Consider the following 17,311-nt stretch of genomic DNA (forward strand, 5'->3'; position numbering starts at 1 on the left):
GTCCTCAGTTCAGGTTGAGCTGCTTGGCGGGGTCGTCCGAACCCTCGGTCAGGCCGAGCGCGCCGTAGCCGTTGTTGCCGATGTCCACCCCGGTCCCGATCAGGACGGCGCCCGCTCCCCGCCCGGCGACGCCGAGAGCGTCGTTGAGCTGGGCGTGGCTCGCGGCCAGGGCGTCGACGGCGGTATGGCTCGCGGTCGCGGGCAGGTTCGCGGCGGCCCGGACGGACGCGTCGGCGGCACCGACGCTGCTGACGGCGCGCGCCTCGTCGCCCGCGCCGAACCACGCCAGGGCGTTGCCCTTGAACCCGCTCACGTCGCGGAACGCGGCGTTCCAGGTGGCCCGCGGGCTGCGGAGGAAGTCGAGGGTCTTGCCGAAGCCCTTGAGCTCGCCCGCGGTGTCCTTGACGATCGTGATCGGGTTGAGCCCGCGGCCGACCGACCGCAGCAGGCCCGGGCGCTCGACGAACGCCGTCACGCCCCGCTCGGCCGCCCGGATGCCGGTCCCCGCGAGCCCGCGCCCGTTCAGCAGGCCGCGGACCGCACCCCGGACGCCGCGCGTCTGGCCGAGGGCCCGGACGAGCTGGTCGGCACGGACGCGCGAGACGGCCTGCGCGCCCTCGGCGCCCATCTTCAGCGTCGCGCCCGCGATGCGTCCGAGGCCGAACGTCGCCACCCCGAGCACGTCGAGCCCGAAGTCGAGCCACGACCCTTCCCCGTTCAGGAGCTGCAACCCGTGCCCCGCCATCGCGACCAGTCCCGCGATGAGCGCGACCGCGCCCAGTGCTTCACCGAGCCCCGGCACCCACGCGAGCGCGAGCGCGAGGACGCCCGCGACCGTCGCGATCTTCGAGGCGATGTCCGTGATCGCGTTCACGACCGACCGGACGTTGTCCCACCAGCCGTCGTGGATGCCGTCGGCCTCGACGGCGACGTTGATCGCGTTCTTGGCCTTGGTCGCCGCGGTGTCGCGCGCCGACGTCGCCTGCTCGAGCTTGGTCCGCGCGTTCCCGAGCGCGGTGCTCGCCGTCGTCATGTCGGTCTGGGCCTGGTCGGCGTGCTGCTGCGCGTTCGGCGCCTTGCTGTGGTCCGGGTCCGAGTAGACGACGTGCTTGTGGTGGGCGGTGTCGTAGTCCGCCTGGGCCTGCTTCGCGGCCGCGAGCGCCTCGTCGGCGTGCTGCTGCGCGGTCCGGAGGCTGTCCGCGTAGGTCGTGAGCGCCTCGCCCGTCGCGAAGTACCGGTGCTGGACCTTCGCGATCTCGTTCGCCACGTCCTTCGCCTTGTCGGCGATGGCCTGCACGGCGTCCGACTGCATGGCGTCCAGGTCGGCGATGGTCCGCAGGTCAGCGGCGGCCTTCTGGATGGCCTCGGCGACGTTCGTGTAGTCGGTGCCGGCACGCGCGACGACGTCGGGCTCCCCGGGCACCGGGTCGGTCGCTGCGAGCGGGTGCCAGTCGTAGGGGCGGCTCACTTCTCGCCCCGCAGCGCCTTGGCGAACTCGGAGTCCAGGCTCTCGAACTGCTCGCCGACCCCCTGGCACTGGTCGGCCAGCGACCCGATGTGCTCGAGCATCTTCTCCCGCTTCCCGTCCCAGTTCCGCTCGAAGTGGTGGATCGCGTCGGAGAGCTCGTCGTGCCCGACCGCGGCGGCCACCCGGTCCGCGTTGGTGTGCGCGCTGTTGAACTCGGTGGCGACGACGCGGAGCTTGTGGCCGGCCTCGATGAGGGTGGGCGTATCCACCTTGAGCTGGTCGGTCACTGCACGGATTCCCCTCGTCGACGGCGCGAGCCGGGCCAACGTTAGCGGACCGGCGAGCCCGCCCGACATGGGGAGAACTACCCGGCGGGGGCCGCGGGGTCGCGGGGCAGCGGCGTCGGGCAAGTGAGCGTGAGGGCGTCGCCCGCGCCGAGGGTGCAGGTCTCCTCGTGCTCGTCCGGGAACGTGACCCGGACGGGCGAGCCGTCGTAGACGTAGCGGAGCTCGTCGGGGTCGATCGTCACGCCGTACGCGGCCCCGAGCGCGTCGGCCGCACGGGTCCGGAGACCGAGCTGCTCGCGGGTGCGGGCGTCGGCGGCACGCTCGATCCCGGGCTTCGTGAGCCGGTCCGCGACGAACGCGCCGAGCCCCCCGAGCACCGCCAGCCCCAGGCAGGCGCCGGCCACGATGCCCGGGCCACGTCGTCCGGCCCACCGACGGGCCGCGAGCGCCAGCACGACGAACACGACCGCCGCGCCGATCGCGACGACCAGCAGGACCTTCACGACGGGCGCCGGGGTCACGTCGAGGTCGGGCGGGTACACCGGGACGGGCACCATGGCGGGACAGTGCTCCTCGTCGTCGGTCTCGCGCGGACCGGGACACGCTACCGGAACCGCACGTGGCGCCGGTGCAGCGGACGTCACACCGCCTCGTGGTGCGGGCCTCCGGGCCGCGGCGGAGCATGGGGGGCATGGCTCTCGGACGCAAGGCCCCCCAGGACAAGCGGAACAAGACCGTCGCCGACCTGCTGGTCGCGCAGCTCGTCACCGCGGGCGTGAAGCGGATCTACGGCATCGTCGGCGACAGCCTCAACCCCGTCGTCGACGCCGTGCGCCGCTCGGGCGAGATCGAGTGGGTGCACGTGCGGCACGAGGAGGTCGCGGCGTTCGCCGCTGCCGGCGAGGCCGAGGTCACCGGCAGCCTCGCGGTGTGCGCGGGCTCCTGCGGCCCCGGCAACCTGCACCTCATCAACGGCCTCTACGACGCGAACCGCTCGCGCGTGCCGGTCCTCGCGATCGCGAGCCACATCCCCAGCGCCCAGATCGGCACGAGCTTCTTCCAGGAGACGCATCCCGACCGGCTGTTCACCGAGTGCTCGGTGTACTCCGAGATGATCTCGAGCGCCGCCCAGGCGCCGCGTGTCATCAACTCCGCGATCCAGCACGCGCTCGGCGGCCCGGGCGTCGCCGTCCTCACGATCCCGGGCGACGTCGCCGACTACGACGCCCCGCCCGTCGTGCCCGGCATCGACCCGATCGTCACGCCGCCCGCGCCCCCGCGCGCCATCCCGTCGCCCGACGCCCTGCGCGAGCTCGCCGACGCCATCAACGGCGCCAAGAAGGTCACGATCTTCGCGGGCGTCGGGGTCCGGGGCGCGCACGACGACGTCATCGCGCTCGCGGACAAGATCGCCTCCCCCGTGGGCCACTCGCTGCGCGGCAAGGAATGGATCCAGTACGACAACCCGTTCGACGTCGGGATGTCCGGGCTCCTCGGGTACGGGTCCTGTTACGACGCGATGCACGAGGCGGACCTGCTGATCCTGCTCGGCACGGACTTCCCGTACGACCAGTTCCTCCCCGCGGACGTCCGCACCGCCCAGGTCGACATCGACCCCTCGCACCTGGGCCGGCGCACCCGGCTCGACCTCGCCGTCGTCGGGGACGCCGGGGAGACCGTGCGCGGGCTCCTGCCCCTCGTTGACGCCAAGAAGGACCGGAAGTTCCTCGACGAGATGCGCAAGAAGCACGTCAAGTCGCTCACCGGCGTCGTCGGCGCCTACACGAAGGACGTCGAGAAGGTCACGCCCATCCACCCCGAGTACGTGGCCGACATCCTCGACCAGGAGGCCGCGGACGACGCCGTCTTCACCGTCGACACCGGCATGTGCAACGTGTGGGCTGCCCGGTACATCAGCCCGAACGGGAAGCGCCGTGTCATCGGGAGCTTCCTGCACGGGTCGATGGCCAACGCGATGCCGCACGCGATCGGAGCTGCCTCCGCGGAACCGGGGCGTCAGGTCGTCGCGATGTCGGGCGACGGCGGGCTGTCGATGCTGCTCGGCGACCTGCTCACCATCAAGGCGTACGACCTGCCGGTGAAGATCGTGCTGTTCGACAACGCGTCGCTCGCGATGGTCCGGCTCGAGATGCTCGTCGACGGGCTGCCGCAGTTCGGGACCGAGTCCCCGCACTTCGACTACGCCGCGATCGCCAACGCCATGGGCATCCCCGCGGTGCGCGTCGAGCGGCCGCAGGACGTGCGTGGCGCGCTGCGGGGTGCCCTCGACCGGCCCGGGCCGGCGCTCGTCGACGTCGTCACCGACCCGCGCGCGCTGTCGCTGCCGCCGACCATCACGGCCGGTCAGGTGCGCGGGTTCGTCGTCGCGATGAGCAAGGAGATCATGGGCAACGGCATGGGCGAGGCCGTGTCGATGGCACGGTCGAACCTGCGCAACGTCCCGCGCCCCTGAGCCGGCGCTATCGGGCGAGGTCCTCCGGCAGCAGCCCGTAGACCAGACTGTCGCGTCGTCCGCCCTTGAACGGGAGGTGCGCACGCAGCAAGCCCTCGCGCCGGAAGCCGGACCGCTCGGCGACGGCCTGCGACGCGGCGTTGTCGGGCGCGCACGTGAGCTCGAGGCGCGCCAGCCCCAGGTCGGTGAAGGCGCTGCGTGCCGCAAGCCGGACGGCGCGCGTCGCGACCCCGCGCCCGCGCGCGGACGCCGTGAGCCAGTAGCCGACGCTCGCCCGTCCCTGCCGGTGGTCGATGCCGCTCAGCGACACCTCGCCGAGCAGACGGCCGTCGTGTGCGTCGTCGATCGCCCAGTAGGCGGCCGTGCCCTCCGCGCGCTGGCGCTCGACGGCACGGATCCGCTTGACGACGTCAGCCCGGTCGAGCGGGACCCCGTCGGAGAACCGGCGAAAAACAGGGTCGGCGAAGCCCGCGAGCTGCGCGTCGGCGTCCTCGTCGCGCCACGGGCGCAGCCGAATCTCGCCGTCGGTGAGGGACTCGGGGATCGTCGTCGGCACCATCCCAACCTAGCCTCCACGCTGACGCGCGGGACCGAGCCAGCCCACGTCGACCACGCCGCGCCCGCGGGTGCAGGAGAACCTGGAGTCGGCAGACTGCATGGATGGACGTCGTGCTCTTTCATTCGATGTGGGGCCTCCGGTCGGCGGAGAGAGCCGCGGCGGACCGGCTCCGGGGACAAGGTCATCGGGTCGTGGTGCCGGACCTGTTCGGTGGCCGGACGGCTCCCGGTGAGCTCGGGGCGGGTTCGGCGCTGATGGCGGAGATCGGCTGGTCGACGATCGTGGGGCGCGCGTCCGACGCGTTGTCCCGCGTTCCCGACGACGCCGTGCTCGTGGGCTTCTCGATGGGCGTCGGGGTGATCGGCGAGGTCTGGCCCGGCCGGCTCGCCGCGGCTGCGGTCGCCTGTCTGCACGCGCCCCTCTCGGTTCCTTCCGGAGTGCAGCCCGGCACACCGGTGCAGCTGCACTACGCAGCCGGCGACCGGTTCGCCCCGCCGGAGCAGGTTGCCGCCTTCCGGCGGAGCGCGGAGGTCGCCGGTGCGACGGCACTGGTGCGCGAGTACGCGGACGCGGGGCACTACTTCACCGACGAGTCCCATCCCGACTACGCGGCCGCCGCGGCGGCGGCGACCTGGCGCGACGTCGGGGACATGCTGCGGTCGGTGGGCTGACCCGGCGGCCCCTGGTCGTGCCCTCCGGCCGGGTCCACGCCGGGCTCGAGCCGCACCCACGATGAGTTCGAGCGGGCTCGTCGGTAGGTACTCGCGAGCCCGCCGGACCGCCGGTGGACCGGACCGAGGAGACCGAGATGTCAGAGAACCGCGCAGCCGACACCACCGCCATCGAGACCGTGCTGGCCGACTCCTACCGCGCGTGGGCTGCGGGCGACGCCGACGGCATGGTCGCCGACTACACGCCCGACGCCACGGCGATCCTGCCGGGCTCGCGCCGCCTCGGGCGCGACGCCATCCGCGACAGCATGGCCCGCGGCTTCGCGGGTCCCCTCCGGGGCACGACGACGTGGAACGAGCACGTCAGCGTGCGGTTCGTGGGCCGTGACGCCGCGGTCGTCGTGAGCGAGTCGGCCATCCTGTTCGACGGCGCGACAACCGCCCCCGAGTCGGGCAGGGTGAACGCGACCTGGGTGCTCGAGAAGAAGGACGGCTCGTGGAAGATCGCGGCGTACCACAACAGCCCGGTGCTGAGCCCGGCCCCCGCGAGCACGGTGTGACGACCGCGCCGTCGGGCGCCGCCGAGGACTTCGGGCTCCGGATCGAGCCGCACCGCCGCGAGCTGCTCGCGTACTGCTACCGGATGCTCGGCTCGGTGCACGACGCCGAGGACCTCGTCCAGGACACCTACCTGCGGGCCTGGCGGGCGCGGGACTCGTACGACGAGTCCCGCGCCTCGCTGCGCACGTGGCTGTACCGGATCGCGACGAACGTCTGCCTGACGGCGCTCGAGGGCCGCGCCCGCCGACCCTTGCCGTCGGGTCTGGTGGCGGAGTCGGAGCCGCTCGCGCCGCTCGTCCGCGGCGAGGTGCCGTGGCTCGAGCCGCTCCCCGACGCGATGCTCGGCGCACGCGACCCGGCGGACGCCGCGGTCGCCCGTGCCGGGCTGCGTCTCGCGTTCGCCTCGGCGCTGCAGCACCTGTCCGCGCGGGAGCGCGGCGCGCTCGTCCTGCGCGACGTCCTCGCGTTCTCCGCCGCGGAGTCCGCGGAGGTCCTGGGCACGACGACGGCGGCGGTGAACAGCGCGCTGCAACGGGCTCGGGCTCGGCTGGGCGAGGCAGGCGCGGACCTCGCCGACGCGGCCGAGCCCTCGGCGGCCGAGCAGCAGACCTGGCTCGACCGGTACACGGACGCGTTCGTCCGCGCGGACGTCGACGGCATCAAGGCGCTCCTCACCGAGGACGTCCTCATGGAGATGCCGCCCATGGTCAACTGGTTCACCGGACGGGACGGGTACGGGCAGTTCATGGGCTGGGTGTACGGCGTCGGAGGGACGGACTGGCGGACCCTGCCGGTCGCCGCAAACGGGCAGCCCGGATTCGCGGCCTACCGGCGCGACGGCGGCGGGTACGCGCTGCACACGCTCCAGGTGCTCACGGTCACGGCGGCCGGGGTCAGCCGTAACTCGGTTTTCCAGGATGCGGAGGTCTTCGCGTCGTTCGGTCTCCCCGCCCGTCTCGACGAATAGCGCCACGAGTGCGCGAGCGATGCGTCGCCCGCGCATGGCGCGGTACGGCGGTCCCGCGACTGTCAGTGGGGACCCTTACCTTCGCTGCTGTGACAGCGACATCTACCCTGGCCCCGTCTGCGGACTCCGAGCTTGTCGACGCCATGCTTGCGGGCCGCAAGAGGATAAGCCAGCTCGAGTACCTCCTCAGCATTTCGAGGCGAGACACCGCGCTACTCCGATTCTTATACCTCACAATGCCAATTGTGACGGCCGGTGCGATCTTCACTGCCATCCTAACTTCCGGAGCGCCGCAATATAAGGCGCTCTACGTCGCAACCCCCATTTATATCATATCTGGTCTCATCGGCGTTTTCATCATTCGCTATCAACATGGAGAGGGCGAGAACTTTGACAGTCCGGCAGATCCGCGCACCCTCGAGATCGACCTGATCGCGGAACGAGAACTGCAGTCTCTCGAATTCAGTGGTGAGCGCATCCCCCTCGACAAGCGGCAGTATTTCTACCAAGGCGAAATGCTGCGGGGGGTCAGCGACATTCGCCGCAACAGTTCCCGCTATCGTCGAATCAACAATGCGTTCCAATCGGTGATCATCGTAGGATCTCTCGCAACAACTACCGTTGCAAGTCTCAATAATGGCGAAGGACCGCTGAAATGGGGCTCCGTTGCACTCAGCTTTGCAGTGGGGATCTCAGCTGGTTTCATGGGCTATTTCAAATACCGCGAGCGATCCTTCTATCTGCAGCAAACCGCCGATGACATAGAGGAACAAATGAAGGCCTTCGAGCTAGGGCTTCAGCCGTACGCTGGAATGACCGATCAGGAGCGCATTGCGGAGCTCACCCAGCGCGTCGAGGCAATTCGCGTTGCCCAGCAGCGGCGGGAGCAGCAGTTGGACCAGCCAAGGAATTCGCGGGAGGAGAACTGATCCGACCGGTCGCTCAGGCGCGGCGCACCCTTGAAACCGCTCGTGTCGAGCTGGCCCTTCATTACGGGCGCTGCCCAGCAGCGATCCATAGGCTCTGCTTCCGGGCGTCTCGGGTGACTTCCACTGTCCCAGTGACCTCGGCCCGTCCACCCTGGTCGGCGATGGGCTGCTCACAGCGCGGCCGTCGGGACGGTGAGAGAACCGTTCCACGCGGGTAACGCGCTCCGCCGCAGCGCGAAACACCGTGTTCCTACCGTCGAGGTCAGCCATCCCCTCGGCCTCAGGAGGACCCGATGACCGACACCTCACCCGCGCCCCGACGCCTCGTCGTCGTGGGCGGCGGCATGGTCGCCCACCGGTTCGTGGAGGCGCTGCGCGCCCGCGACGAGAACCGCGAGTGGCAGGTCACGGTGCTCGCGGAGGAGCCGCGCGCCCCCTACGACCGCGTCGCTCTGACGAGCTACTTCACGGGCCGCGACCCCGAGGACCTCGCGCTCGGCGACCCGGCGCTGTGGGCCGACCCGTCCGTGCGCCTGGTGCGCGGCGAGGCGGTGACGTCGATCGACCGCGAGGCCCGCGCCGTCACGACGAGCGCCGGCCGGACCCTCGACTACGACCACCTCGTCCTCGCGACGGGCTCGTCGGCGGCGGTCCCCCCGATCCCGGGCACCGAGCTGCCGGGAGTGTTCGTCTACCGCACGGTCGACGACGTCGCCGCCCTCCGCGGGTTCGTCGAGGAGCAGCGCTCCCGCTGGGACCGGCCGGTGCGTGGTGCGGTCATCGGGGGCGGCCTCCTCGGCCTCGAGGCCGCGGGCGCGCTGCAGGCGCTCGGCGCCCAGTCGACGGTCATCCAGTTCGGCTCGCACCTCATGTCGGCGCAGGTCGACCTCGGCGGCGGCGAGGCCCTGGCCCGGCTGATCCGGAGCCTCGGCATCGCAGTCCGCGTCGACACCGCGACCACCAAGATCCGCCCCAACCGCCGCGGCACCGCGGGACGGCTCGACTTCGCCGACGGCGGCCGGCTCGACGTCGACGTGGTCGTCGTCGCGACGGGGGTGCGCCCGCGCGACGAGCTGGCGCGCGAGGCCGGCCTGGACGTCGGGCCGCGGGGCGGCGTCGTCGTCGACGACCGCTGCCTCACCGCGGACCCCGCGATCTCCGCGGTCGGCGAGGTCGCCTGCATCCAAGGCGCGTGCATCGGCCTGGTCGCGCCGGGCAACGCGATGGCCGAGGTGGCGGTCGACCGGCTGCTCGGCGGCGACGCCGAGTTCCCGGGTGCCGACACGGCCACGAAGCTCAAGCTCGCGGGCGTCGACGTCGCGAGCTTCGGCGACGCGTTCGGCACCACCGAGGGTGCGCTCGAGGTCGTCTGGGCCGACCCGGTCGGCGGCGTCTACAAGAAGCTCGTCCTGTCCGACGACGCCCGCACCCTCCTCGGCGGCGTCCTCGTCGGCGACGCCTCCGCGTACACGAGCCTGCGTCCGATGCTGGGCCGCGAGCTCCCCGGCGACCCGGCCGCGTTCCTTCTTCCCGAGGGCACGGGCGCCGCGCCGAGCATCGAGCTCCCCGACGACGCCGCCGTCTGCTCCTGCAACGCGGTCAGTGCGGGCGCGGTCCGGGCCGCCGTGACGGAGCAGGGCTGCACCGACGTCGCGGGCGTCAAGGCGTGCACGCGCGCCGGCACGACGTGCGGCTCGTGCCTCCCGCTCGTCAAGAAGCTCGTGTCCACGGAGCTCGAGAAGGCGGGCGTCGCCGTCTCGAACGCGCTGTGCGAGCACTTCGACCTGTCGCGTGCGCAGCTCTACGACGCGCTCCTCGTCTCGGGCGTGCGGACGTTCAGCGAGGCGCTCGCCCGGTTCGGCACGCCGTCGGGCGCGGCGGGAGCCACACACGGCTGCGACATCTGCAAGCCGGTCGTCGCGTCGATCCTGTCGACGCTCGCCCCGGCCCACGTGCTCGACGGCGAACGCTCGACCCTCCAGGACACCAACGACCACCTCATGGCCAACATGCAGAAGGACGGCACCTACTCGGTCGTCCCGCGCATGCCGGGCGGCGAGGTCACGCCGCAGGGGCTCATCGTCATCGGCGAGATCGCCCGCGACTACGGCCTGTACACCAAGCTCACGGGCGGCCAGCGGATCGACATGTTCGGCGCCCGGATGGAGCAGCTCCCCGACATCTGGAAGCGGCTCGTCGACGCGGGCTTCGAGTCCGGCCAGGCGTACGGGAAGTCGGTGCGCATGGTGAAGTCGTGCGTCGGGTCGACGTGGTGCCGGTTCGGCGTCCAGGACTCCGTGGGCATGGCCGTGCACCTCGAGCTCCGCTACCGCGGCCTGCGCAGCCCGCACAAGCTCAAGCTCGGCGTCTCCGGGTGCGCCCGCGAGTGCGCGGAGGCGCGGTCCAAGGACGTCGGCGTCATCGCGACCGAGAAGGGCTGGAACGTCTACGTCGGCGGGAACGGCGGCTTCACGCCGCGCCACGCGCGCCTGCTCGCCGAGGACCTCGACGACGCCGCCCTCATCCGCACCATCGACCGGTTCCTCATGTACTACATCCGCACCGCGGACCGCCTCCAGCGCACGGCGCCGTGGGTCGACGAGGTCGAGGGCGGCCTCGACGGCATCCGCGCGGTGATCATGGAGGACTCGCTCGGGATCGGCGCCGACCTCGACGCCCAGATGGCCGCGCACGTCGACTCCTACGAGGACGAGTGGAAGGCCACGCTCGAGGACCCCGACAAGCTCCGCCGGTTCGCGTCGTTCGTCAACGCGCCCCGCACCGCCGACCCGTCGCTCGCCTTCGTGGCCGAGCGCGGGCAGGTGCGACCGGCGTTCCCCGACGAGCGCGAGACCGCCGTCCCCGAGCCCGTCCTCGTGGCGGGCGCGACCCTGGAGGTGCGCTGACATGACGACGCTCGAAGCCCCGGAGGCGGTCCCCACGGCGACCACCTGGCAGGAGGTGTGCCGGCTCGACGACCTCGTCCAAGAGCGCGGCGCGGCGGCCCTGCTCGCCTCCCCGACCGGCGACGCCGTGCAGGTCGCGCTCGTCCGCCTCCTCGACGACACCGTCCTCGCGGTGTCCAACCTCGACCCCTACACCGGCGCGAACGTCATGTCGCGCGGGCTGGTCGGGTCGCGGCACGTCGACGGCGCGACCGTCCCTACCCTCACCTCCCCGCTCCACAAGCAGGTCTTCTCCCTGCTCACGGGCGCGTGCCTCGACACGGCGGGCAAGGCCCCGGTCCCCGGCCAGGACGGCGACCTCCGCCGCTTCCCCGTCCGCGTCGTCGGCGGTGTGGTGTCGGTGTCCCTGCCCGGCGACGCCGGGTCGCGCCCGTGACCCGGCGCGCCCGGGCAGGGGCACGGCCCGCCGCTGGGGGGCGGGTCGTGCTGGTCGGCGGTGGCCCCGGTGACCCCGACCTGCTCACCCTCCGGGCGTGGCGGGCTCTCGCCGAGGCGGACGTCGTCGTCGCGGACCGGCTCGGCCCGCGGTCCGTGCTCGACGACCTCGGCCCCGACGTCGAGGTGATCGACGTCGGCAAGACGCCCGGCCACCACCCGGTGCCGCAGGAGGAGATCAACCGGCTGCTCGTCGAGCACGCCCGCCGCGGACGGCGCGTGGTCCGGCTCAAGGGCGGCGACCCGTTCGTGCTGGGCCGCGGCGGCGAGGAGGTGCTCGCGTGCCGGGAGGCCGGCGTGCCGGTCGAGGTCGTGCCGGGCGTGACGAGCGCGCTCGCCGCGCCCGCCGCCGCCGGGGTTCCCGTCACGCACCGCGGCGTCGTGGGCGCGGTCATGGTCGTCAACGGGCACGACCCGGTGCCCGCGAGCGCCCTCGCGGGGCTGCGGGACGACGAGCTCACGCTCGTCGTGCTCATGGGGGTCGCGGGACTCGACGACCTCTGCGCCCGCGCGACGGACGCGGGCGTCGACCCGGCGATGCCCGTCGCGATCGTCGAGCGCGCCACGACCGCGACGCAGCGCGTCACGCGGGTTCCCTTGCGGGACGCGGCCCGCGCCGCACGCGAGGCGGGTGTGCGGGCGCCGGCGGTGGTCGTCGTCGGGCGGGTCGCGGCCCCGGACCTCCTTGCCGCCGACCTGTCAGAAGCTCACGGCACTCTGCTGCCGCCAGCTTCTGACAGCTCGCCTGCCGCGCCCCGCTTGTCAGAAGCTCACGGCACTCTGCTGCCGCCAGCTTCTGACAACTCGCTAAGGGCGGGGCGTGGACGGCTCGTCGGGACCGCCGGGTGACGCGCGACAATCGCCCTATGGACGACACACGCATCGAGCAGGTGATGGCGGGGTGCACCGTGCTGGTCACGGCGGACCGCCGCTCGTCCGAGCTCGGTGCTGCGCTCTCCCGCCGCGGCGCGACGATCCGGTACGCGGCGGCGCTGAGCATGGTCCCGCACACCGACGACGCCGAGCTGCTGGCCGTCACGCAGAGGATCATCGCGACCCCGCCGGACGTCGTCGTCGTGACCACGGGCATCGGGTTCCGGGCGTGGATCGAGGCCGCGGACGCCGTCGGGCTGGCCGAGCCGCTCGTCGACGTGCTCGGCCGGGCGCGGATCGTGGCGCGCGGACCCAAGGCGCGTGGCGCGATCCAGGCGGCGGGCCTCATGGCCGACTGGGTCGCGGAGTCCGAGACGACGGCCGAGATCGCGGAGCTGCTGCTCGACGAGGGCGTGCGCGGGCTGCGGGTCGCGGTCCAGCACCACGGCGCGGGGTCGGACGGGATCGACGAGGCCCTGACCGCGGCGGGCGCAGACGTCGAGGCGCTCGTGGTTTACCGCTGGGGGCCGCCCGAGGACCCGGCGGCGGTCGAGGCGTCCGTCCTCGCGGTGGCGGCGGGCGAGATCGATGCCGTGACCTTCACGTCCGCCCCGGGGGCGGCGGCGTGGCTCGCTGCGGCGGATGCGACGGGCGTCCTGCCCGACGTCGTCCGGCACGCGGCGGACGGCAGCGTCGTGTTCGCGGCCGTCGGCCCGACGACGGCGAAGCCCCTGCACGACGTCGGAATCGACCCGCTGGTGCCCGAGCGCGGGCGCCTGGGCGCGCTCGTGCGTGCGCTCGTGACCCACTACGGCGGGCTCGAGACGCTCGACACCGTGGCGGGCCGCCTGCGGGTGCACCGCAGGGCCGCCGTCCTCGACGACCGGGTCCTCCCGCTCACGACCACGGGGCTCGAGGTGCTGCGCCTGCTCGCCCGCGCAGGGAGCGCCGTCGTGCCGCGGGAGGCGGTGCTCGCGGTGCTGCCGGGGGCGTCGACCGACCCGCACGCCGCGGAGGTCGCGATCGCCCGGCTGCGGGAGGCGTCGGGCAGCCGCGAGCTCGTCCGGACGGTCGTGAAGCGGGGCTACCGGCTCGAGCTCGCGGAGCCCTGAGTACCGCCGCGGGGCACGCTGCCCGGTTCGTCCGATCCGTTCGTGTTACGCACCGGGCGCTCGGCATGCGAGAGTTGCACCAGGTGAGAGAGGTCGCGCGGGTAGGCGCTGCCCTGGGGGCGCGCAGCGGGCAGGACCTGCCGCACGACCTCTGAGAACGGAGGAGCGATGATCACCGCCGAGGACGTCCGGTCCCGCAAGTTCAGCACGACGAAGTTCCGTGAGGGCTACGACATCGAGGAGGTCGACGGCTACCTCGACGAGATCGGGCAGACGCTGACGTCGCTCGAGGGCGGCGCCGCGCCCACGGCCCCGGGCCTGATCGGTCCCGAGGACGTCCTCGCCAAGGTGTTCGACACCGTGAAGTTCCGCGAGGGCTACGCGATCGACGAGGTCGACGACCTGTTGGACGTCGTCGTGCAGACGCTGCAGGAGCACAAGGCGCGCGCGCTCGCGACGGGCGCGCAGCCCGTGGTCGCCGCGGCGCAGCCGACGGGCTCGCAGCCCGCGGTCCCGGTGACGACGGGCGCGCAGCCGTCCGTCCAGGCGCTGCGCGACCACCTGGAGTCGGGCTCCCCTGCCGGGCTGTCGCCCGCGGCCGCGGTGCGCGCGCTCGACACGGGCGCGTCCGTCTCGCCGACGCCCCCGCTGCCGCCGGACCCGGAGGCTGCCGCGCTCGGCACGCGCGTCCTGATCTCGCAGCTGCAGATCGCGACGATCCGCACGCAGGGCAACGACGGCCTGTCCGTCGTCACGCCCGACGGCACGGTCCTGCGGGTCGTCGGCGTCGACGCCAGCCCGCAGGGCGTCACGCTCCGCACGGCCTGACGCCACCGACCGGGGGACGTGCATGTCCGCGCCGCACGACGCGCTCGCGCGCCGGCTCGGGACGTCGGACGCGATCGTCATCGGGCTCGGCTCGATGATCGGCGCCGGGGTCTTCACGGCGTTCGCTCCGGCGGCGGCTGCCGCCGGCGCCGGCCTGCTGATCGGGCTCGCGCTGGCCGCCGTCGTCGCGTACGCGAACGCGACGGCGTCCGCGCAGCTCGCCGCGCAGTACCCCGCGTCGGGCGGGACGTACGTCTACGGGCGCGAACGCCTCGGCCCGTGGTGGGGCTTCGTGGCCGGCTGGGGGTTCGTCGTCGGGAAGACGGCGAGCTGCGCGGCGATGGCGCTCACGTTCGCCGCGTACGCCGTCCCGGACGCCTGGCAGCGGCCCACCGCGGTGGCCGCCGTCGTCGGCCTCGCGGCCGTCAACTACCGGGGCGTCACGCGGACGGCGCGGCTCACCCGGGTGATCGTGGCCGTCGTCCTCGCGGTCCTCGCGTTCGCCGTCGCGGTCGCGCTCACGCACGGCGACCCGGAGCCCGCCCGCCTCGGCCTCGACCACGCGACCGGCGGCTGGTACGGGACGCTGCAGTCCGCGGGGCTGCTGTTCTTCGCGTTCGCGGGCTACGCGCGCATCGCGACCATGGGCGAGGAGGTCCGCGACCCCGCCCGGACCATCCCGCGCGCCATCCTCGTCGCGCTGCTCGGCGCCGTCGTCGTGTACGCGGTCGTCGCGGTGACGCTGCTGCTCGTCCTCGGGTCCGACGCGCTCGCCTCCTCCACCGCCCCCGTCGCCGACGCCGTGTCGTCCGCGGGGGCGGGCTGGGCCGTCCCGGTCGTCCGGGCGGGGGCCGCGCTCGCGGCGCTCGGCGCGCTGCTCGCGCTCGTCGCGGGCGTCGGACGGACGTCCCTCGCGATGGCCCGCGAGCACGACCTGCCGCCGTGGCTCGCCGCCGTCCACCCGCGGTACCGGGTGCCGCACCACGCCGAGGTCGCGCTCGCCGCGGTCGTGTCGGTGCTCGTGCTGACCGTCGACCTGCGCGGCGCGATCGGGTTCTCGTCGTTCGGGGTGCTGGTCTACTACCTCGTCGCGAACGTCGCCGCCTGGACGCAGACCGCGCCCCACCGGCGGTTCCCGCGCGCGCTCCAGGTCGTCGGAGCGGTGGGGTGCGCGGCGCTCGTCGTCACGCTCCCGCGGTCCGCCGTGGGGTGGGGCGTGGCCGTGTTCGCCGTCGGCCTGCTGCTGCGGCTCTGGCGCGTGCGCCTCGAGCGCCCGCGCCGCGTCTGACCTCGGCCGCCCACCTTTCGTGCCGAACACGGGATCTGGGCCCGTCCGCCGAGGCGGAAGGGCCCAGATCCCGTTCTCGTGGGGCGCGAAGCCCGTGCTCGGCTACGCGACCTCGAAGAGCCCCGCGCCCGCCTCGACCGGCTCCCCGACGGACGCGACGACGGCGACCGCCTCGGGCTTCTGGTCGAGCGCGACGACCGGGCACACGGCCGACCGGCCCCCGGCGACGACGTCGCCCGGGCTCCACGTGACGAGCGCCTGACCCGCCTCGACCCGGTCGCCCTCGGCGGCGTGCAGCGTGAAACCGGCACCCTGGAGCTGCACGGTGTCGATGCCGAGGTGCACGAGGATCCCGACGCCGTCGTCCGTCTTCACGACGAACGCGTGCGGGTGGAGCTTCGCGATGGTCCCGGCGACCGGCGCGACGGCCGTCGACTCGGCGGCCGTGCCGGGGTCGATCGCGATCCCGGGCCCGACGAGGGCCGCGCTGAACACCGGGTCGTCGACCTGGGCGAGCTCGACGACCGTGCCGCCGAGCGGCGCCGCGACCGGCAGCACGGCCGCCATCAGCGCAGGTCCTCGATGTCCGAGGCGAGGGTGTCGGCCTCGGGGCCGACGATGACCTGGACGACCTTGCCCGACTGGACGACGGCGATCGCACCGGCCGCCTTGAGACCCGCCTCGTTGACGCGGGCCGGGTCCTCGACCTCGACGCGCAGGCGCGTGATGCAGGGTTCGAGGTCGACGATGTTGTCGTCCCCGCCGAGTCCGGCGAGGATCTGCTCCGCCTTGCTCATCTGGTGCTCCTTCTCGGTGGAGTCAGGCTTCTGCGCCTGGTCCGGTTGGGGTGGTGGGTGGTCACATGAGGTCTTCGAGCTCGCTGGCGAGCACGTCGACCGAGGGGCCGATCACGATCTGCACAACCCGCCCGGACACGACGACGCCGTGGGCGCCGGCCGCGCGCAGGGCGGGCTGGTCGACGGCGCCGGGGTCCTTGACCTCGGAGCGCAGCCGCGTCGTGCAGGGTTCGATCTCGACGATGTTGTCGACGCCGCCGAGCGCGCGGAGGATGCGGCTGGCCTGGTCGTCGTAGGTCGGCGTCATCGCCTTACCTCCTGGGTCGTCCCGGTGCTCCCGGGGGTGGTCGTCACGAGGGGCTGCGGCCGAGGGGTGACGACGGGGTTCGGTGCGGTCAGGGGTACCCACAGTGTGTACCGGTCGGCTCGGTAGCACGACCGCGAGAACGCGCACGCCACCTGGCCCGCGAAGGTGCGCCGGGCGATGCGCAGGACCGTACGCGCGGTGCCGAGCCGCAGGAGCTCGGCCTCGTGGGCGGACGCGTCCGACGCGGCGACGGTGTCCTCGCCCCAGTCGGGGTCGTGGCCGTGGTCGCGGAACGCGGCGTAGAGGCTCTCGGGGAACCCGTCGGGGGCGCCGTCGAGCAGGTCGGGGAAGCGGGACGCGGGGATCCAGGTCTCCTCGAGCGCCATGGGGCGCCCGTCGGCCCAGCCGAGGCGCTGCACGTGGTGGACGGCGGCGCCGGGCTCGAGCTCGAGCGACTCGGCGACGTCCCAGGGCGCCTCGACGGTCTCGGCGTCGAGGAGCTCGGTGCTGGGTGCCATGCCGCGGCGTCGCATGTCGTCGCCGAACCCGACGAGGCGTAGCTCCATGTCGGTCCGTGCGGGTGCGACGAACGTGCCGCGGCCCTGCTCGCGATGGAGGAGCCCCTCGTTGACCAGCGCGTCGATGGCCTGGCGGACCGTCATGCGCGAGACACCGAAGCGTTCGCACAGCTCGCGCTCGGAGGGGATGGTGTCGCCGACGGCGAGCTCGTGCGCGACGAGGCCGCGGAGGTAGTCGCGGACGCGCACGTGCTTGTAATCGGGAGCCAACG

Annotated in this window: 18 protein-coding genes and 1 pseudogene; 11 read left to right on the plus strand and 8 right to left on the minus strand. The window is 73.2% G+C overall.

Features of this window, described 5'->3' with window-relative positions:
• Positions 1 to 4 precede the first annotated feature (4 nt).
• The 3 genes from ACFT5B_RS12265 to ACFT5B_RS12275 form a co-directional block, all read right to left on the minus strand.
• Entirely contained in the window at positions 5 to 1,468 is a 1,464-nt protein-coding gene (locus ACFT5B_RS12265; protein ID WP_386798576.1) for a putative T7SS-secreted protein, read from the minus strand.
• Positions 1,465 to 1,755, minus strand: a complete 291-nt coding sequence (locus ACFT5B_RS12270) for a hypothetical protein (protein WP_386798578.1) — start codon at positions 1,753 to 1,755, stop codon at positions 1,465 to 1,467. Before ACFT5B_RS12270 ends, ACFT5B_RS12265 begins: the two co-directional genes overlap by 4 nt.
• 77 nt (positions 1,756 to 1,832) lie before the next feature.
• The gene (locus tag ACFT5B_RS12275; protein ID WP_386798579.1) at positions 1,833 to 2,312 is read right to left on the minus strand and encodes a hypothetical protein; all 480 of its coding nucleotides are present in this window, start codon (positions 2,310 to 2,312) and stop codon (positions 1,833 to 1,835) included.
• A 134-nt stretch (positions 2,313 to 2,446) separates the two neighbouring features.
• Here ACFT5B_RS12275 and ACFT5B_RS12280 point away from each other — a divergent pair, with 134 nt between their 5' ends.
• Positions 2,447 to 4,228 (plus strand): pyruvate dehydrogenase, encoded by a 1,782-nt coding sequence (locus tag ACFT5B_RS12280; RefSeq protein ID WP_386798581.1) that lies wholly within the window; start codon positions 2,447 to 2,449, stop codon positions 4,226 to 4,228.
• A gap of 7 nt (positions 4,229 to 4,235) precedes the next feature.
• On the opposite strand, the gene ACFT5B_RS12285 is transcribed toward ACFT5B_RS12280, so the two are convergent.
• Positions 4,236 to 4,784 carry a GNAT family N-acetyltransferase gene (locus ACFT5B_RS12285; RefSeq protein WP_386798583.1) on the minus strand — a complete coding sequence of 183 codons (549 nt, stop codon included), beginning with the start codon at positions 4,782 to 4,784 and terminating at the stop codon, positions 4,236 to 4,238.
• Between the two features lie 104 nt (positions 4,785 to 4,888).
• Between ACFT5B_RS12285 and ACFT5B_RS12290 the strand changes: the two genes are divergently transcribed.
• The 10 genes from ACFT5B_RS12290 (at position 4,889) to ACFT5B_RS12335 (ending at position 15,417) form a co-directional block, all read left to right on the plus strand.
• Positions 4,889 to 5,458: a dienelactone hydrolase family protein gene (locus ACFT5B_RS12290; RefSeq protein WP_386798585.1), complete on the plus strand. Its 570-nt coding sequence runs from the start codon at positions 4,889 to 4,891 to the stop codon at positions 5,456 to 5,458.
• Positions 5,459 to 5,595: 137 nt separating this feature from the next.
• On the plus strand, positions 5,596 to 6,018 hold the full coding sequence (locus tag ACFT5B_RS12295; protein WP_386798586.1) for an SgcJ/EcaC family oxidoreductase: 423 nt from the start codon (positions 5,596 to 5,598) through the stop codon (positions 6,016 to 6,018).
• Entirely contained in the window at positions 6,015 to 6,986 is a 972-nt protein-coding gene (locus ACFT5B_RS12300) for a sigma-70 family RNA polymerase sigma factor (protein WP_386798588.1), read from the plus strand. The genes ACFT5B_RS12295 and ACFT5B_RS12300 overlap by 4 nt, the downstream gene beginning before the upstream one ends.
• A 245-nt stretch (positions 6,987 to 7,231) precedes the next feature.
• On the plus strand, positions 7,232 to 7,915 hold the full coding sequence (locus tag ACFT5B_RS12305; RefSeq protein ID WP_386798590.1) for a DUF4231 domain-containing protein: 684 nt from the start codon (positions 7,232 to 7,234) through the stop codon (positions 7,913 to 7,915).
• Between the two features lie 293 nt (positions 7,916 to 8,208).
• The gene (gene nirB, locus ACFT5B_RS12310; protein WP_386798592.1) at positions 8,209 to 10,821 is read left to right on the plus strand and encodes a nitrite reductase large subunit NirB; all 2,613 of its coding nucleotides are present in this window, start codon (positions 8,209 to 8,211) and stop codon (positions 10,819 to 10,821) included.
• A gap of 1 nt (position 10,822) precedes the next feature.
• A complete protein-coding gene (locus tag ACFT5B_RS12315; RefSeq protein WP_386798594.1) occupies positions 10,823 to 11,257 on the plus strand; it encodes a nitrite reductase (NAD(P)H) small subunit in 435 nt (144 codons plus the stop codon).
• Between the two features lie 47 nt (positions 11,258 to 11,304).
• The gene (cobA, locus tag ACFT5B_RS12320; RefSeq protein ID WP_386798597.1) at positions 11,305 to 12,165 is read left to right on the plus strand and encodes a uroporphyrinogen-III C-methyltransferase; all 861 of its coding nucleotides are present in this window, start codon (positions 11,305 to 11,307) and stop codon (positions 12,163 to 12,165) included.
• A gap of 17 nt (positions 12,166 to 12,182) precedes the next feature.
• Positions 12,183 to 13,301, plus strand: a complete 1,119-nt coding sequence (locus ACFT5B_RS12325) for a uroporphyrinogen-III synthase (RefSeq protein WP_386798599.1) — start codon at positions 12,183 to 12,185, stop codon at positions 13,299 to 13,301.
• A 168-nt stretch (positions 13,302 to 13,469) separates the two neighbouring features.
• Complete coding sequence (locus ACFT5B_RS12330; protein ID WP_386798601.1) at positions 13,470 to 14,129, plus strand: DivIVA domain-containing protein; 660 nt, start codon at positions 13,470 to 13,472, stop codon at positions 14,127 to 14,129.
• Between the two features lie 22 nt (positions 14,130 to 14,151).
• Complete coding sequence (locus ACFT5B_RS12335) at positions 14,152 to 15,417, plus strand: APC family permease (RefSeq protein WP_386798603.1); 1,266 nt, start codon at positions 14,152 to 14,154, stop codon at positions 15,415 to 15,417.
• A 102-nt stretch (positions 15,418 to 15,519) separates the two neighbouring features.
• Here ACFT5B_RS12335 and ACFT5B_RS12340 read toward each other — a convergent pair whose 3' ends face one another.
• The 4 genes and pseudogenes from ACFT5B_RS12340 to ACFT5B_RS12355 form a co-directional block, all read right to left on the minus strand.
• The gene (locus ACFT5B_RS12340; RefSeq protein ID WP_386798605.1) at positions 15,520 to 15,984 is read right to left on the minus strand and encodes a PTS glucose transporter subunit IIA; all 465 of its coding nucleotides are present in this window, start codon (positions 15,982 to 15,984) and stop codon (positions 15,520 to 15,522) included.
• A pseudogene (locus tag ACFT5B_RS12345) lies at positions 15,984 to 16,235 on the minus strand (glucose PTS transporter subunit EIIB); the annotation flags it as partial. The pseudogene ACFT5B_RS12345 and the gene ACFT5B_RS12340, both read right to left, overlap by 1 nt.
• Positions 16,236 to 16,275: 40 nt before the next feature.
• Positions 16,276 to 16,521, minus strand: coding sequence for a glucose PTS transporter subunit EIIB (locus ACFT5B_RS12350; protein ID WP_386798607.1), 246 nt, complete (start codon positions 16,519 to 16,521; stop codon positions 16,276 to 16,278).
• On the minus strand, positions 16,518 to 17,309 hold the full coding sequence (locus ACFT5B_RS12355; RefSeq protein ID WP_386798609.1) for a GntR family transcriptional regulator: 792 nt from the start codon (positions 17,307 to 17,309) through the stop codon (positions 16,518 to 16,520). The genes ACFT5B_RS12350 and ACFT5B_RS12355 overlap by 4 nt, the downstream gene beginning before the upstream one ends.
• Between the last annotated feature and the right edge of the window lie 2 nt (positions 17,310 to 17,311).

The sequence above is a fragment of the Luteimicrobium sp. NPDC057192 genome, from assembly GCF_042670205.1.
Taxonomy (GTDB): Bacteria; Actinomycetota; Actinomycetes; order Actinomycetales; family Cellulomonadaceae; genus Luteimicrobium.

Bases quoted from the DNA above. Each gene is read 5' to 3' on its own strand.
- ACFT5B_RS12275 (WP_386798579.1), bottom strand. From the start codon at position 2,312: ATGGTGCCCGTCCCGGTGTACCCGCCCGACCTCGACGTGACCCCGGCG.
- ACFT5B_RS12280 (WP_386798581.1), top strand. From the start codon at position 2,447: ATGGCTCTCGGACGCAAGGCCCCCCAGGACAAGCGGAACAAGACCGTC.
- ACFT5B_RS12290 (WP_386798585.1), top strand. From the start codon at position 4,889: ATGGACGTCGTGCTCTTTCATTCGATGTGGGGCCTCCGGTCGGCGGAG.
- ACFT5B_RS12295 (WP_386798586.1), top strand. From the start codon at position 5,596: ATGTCAGAGAACCGCGCAGCCGACACCACCGCCATCGAGACCGTGCTG.
- nirB (WP_386798592.1), top strand. From the start codon at position 8,209: ATGACCGACACCTCACCCGCGCCCCGACGCCTCGTCGTCGTGGGCGGC.
- ACFT5B_RS12315 (WP_386798594.1), top strand. From the start codon at position 10,823: ATGACGACGCTCGAAGCCCCGGAGGCGGTCCCCACGGCGACCACCTGG.
- ACFT5B_RS12325 (WP_386798599.1), top strand. From the start codon at position 12,183: ATGGACGACACACGCATCGAGCAGGTGATGGCGGGGTGCACCGTGCTG.
- ACFT5B_RS12330 (WP_386798601.1), top strand. From the start codon at position 13,470: ATGATCACCGCCGAGGACGTCCGGTCCCGCAAGTTCAGCACGACGAAG.
- ACFT5B_RS12335 (WP_386798603.1), top strand. From the start codon at position 14,152: ATGTCCGCGCCGCACGACGCGCTCGCGCGCCGGCTCGGGACGTCGGAC.
- ACFT5B_RS12340 (WP_386798605.1), bottom strand. From the start codon at position 15,984: ATGGCGGCCGTGCTGCCGGTCGCGGCGCCGCTCGGCGGCACGGTCGTC.
- ACFT5B_RS12350 (WP_386798607.1), bottom strand. From the start codon at position 16,521: ATGACGCCGACCTACGACGACCAGGCCAGCCGCATCCTCCGCGCGCTC.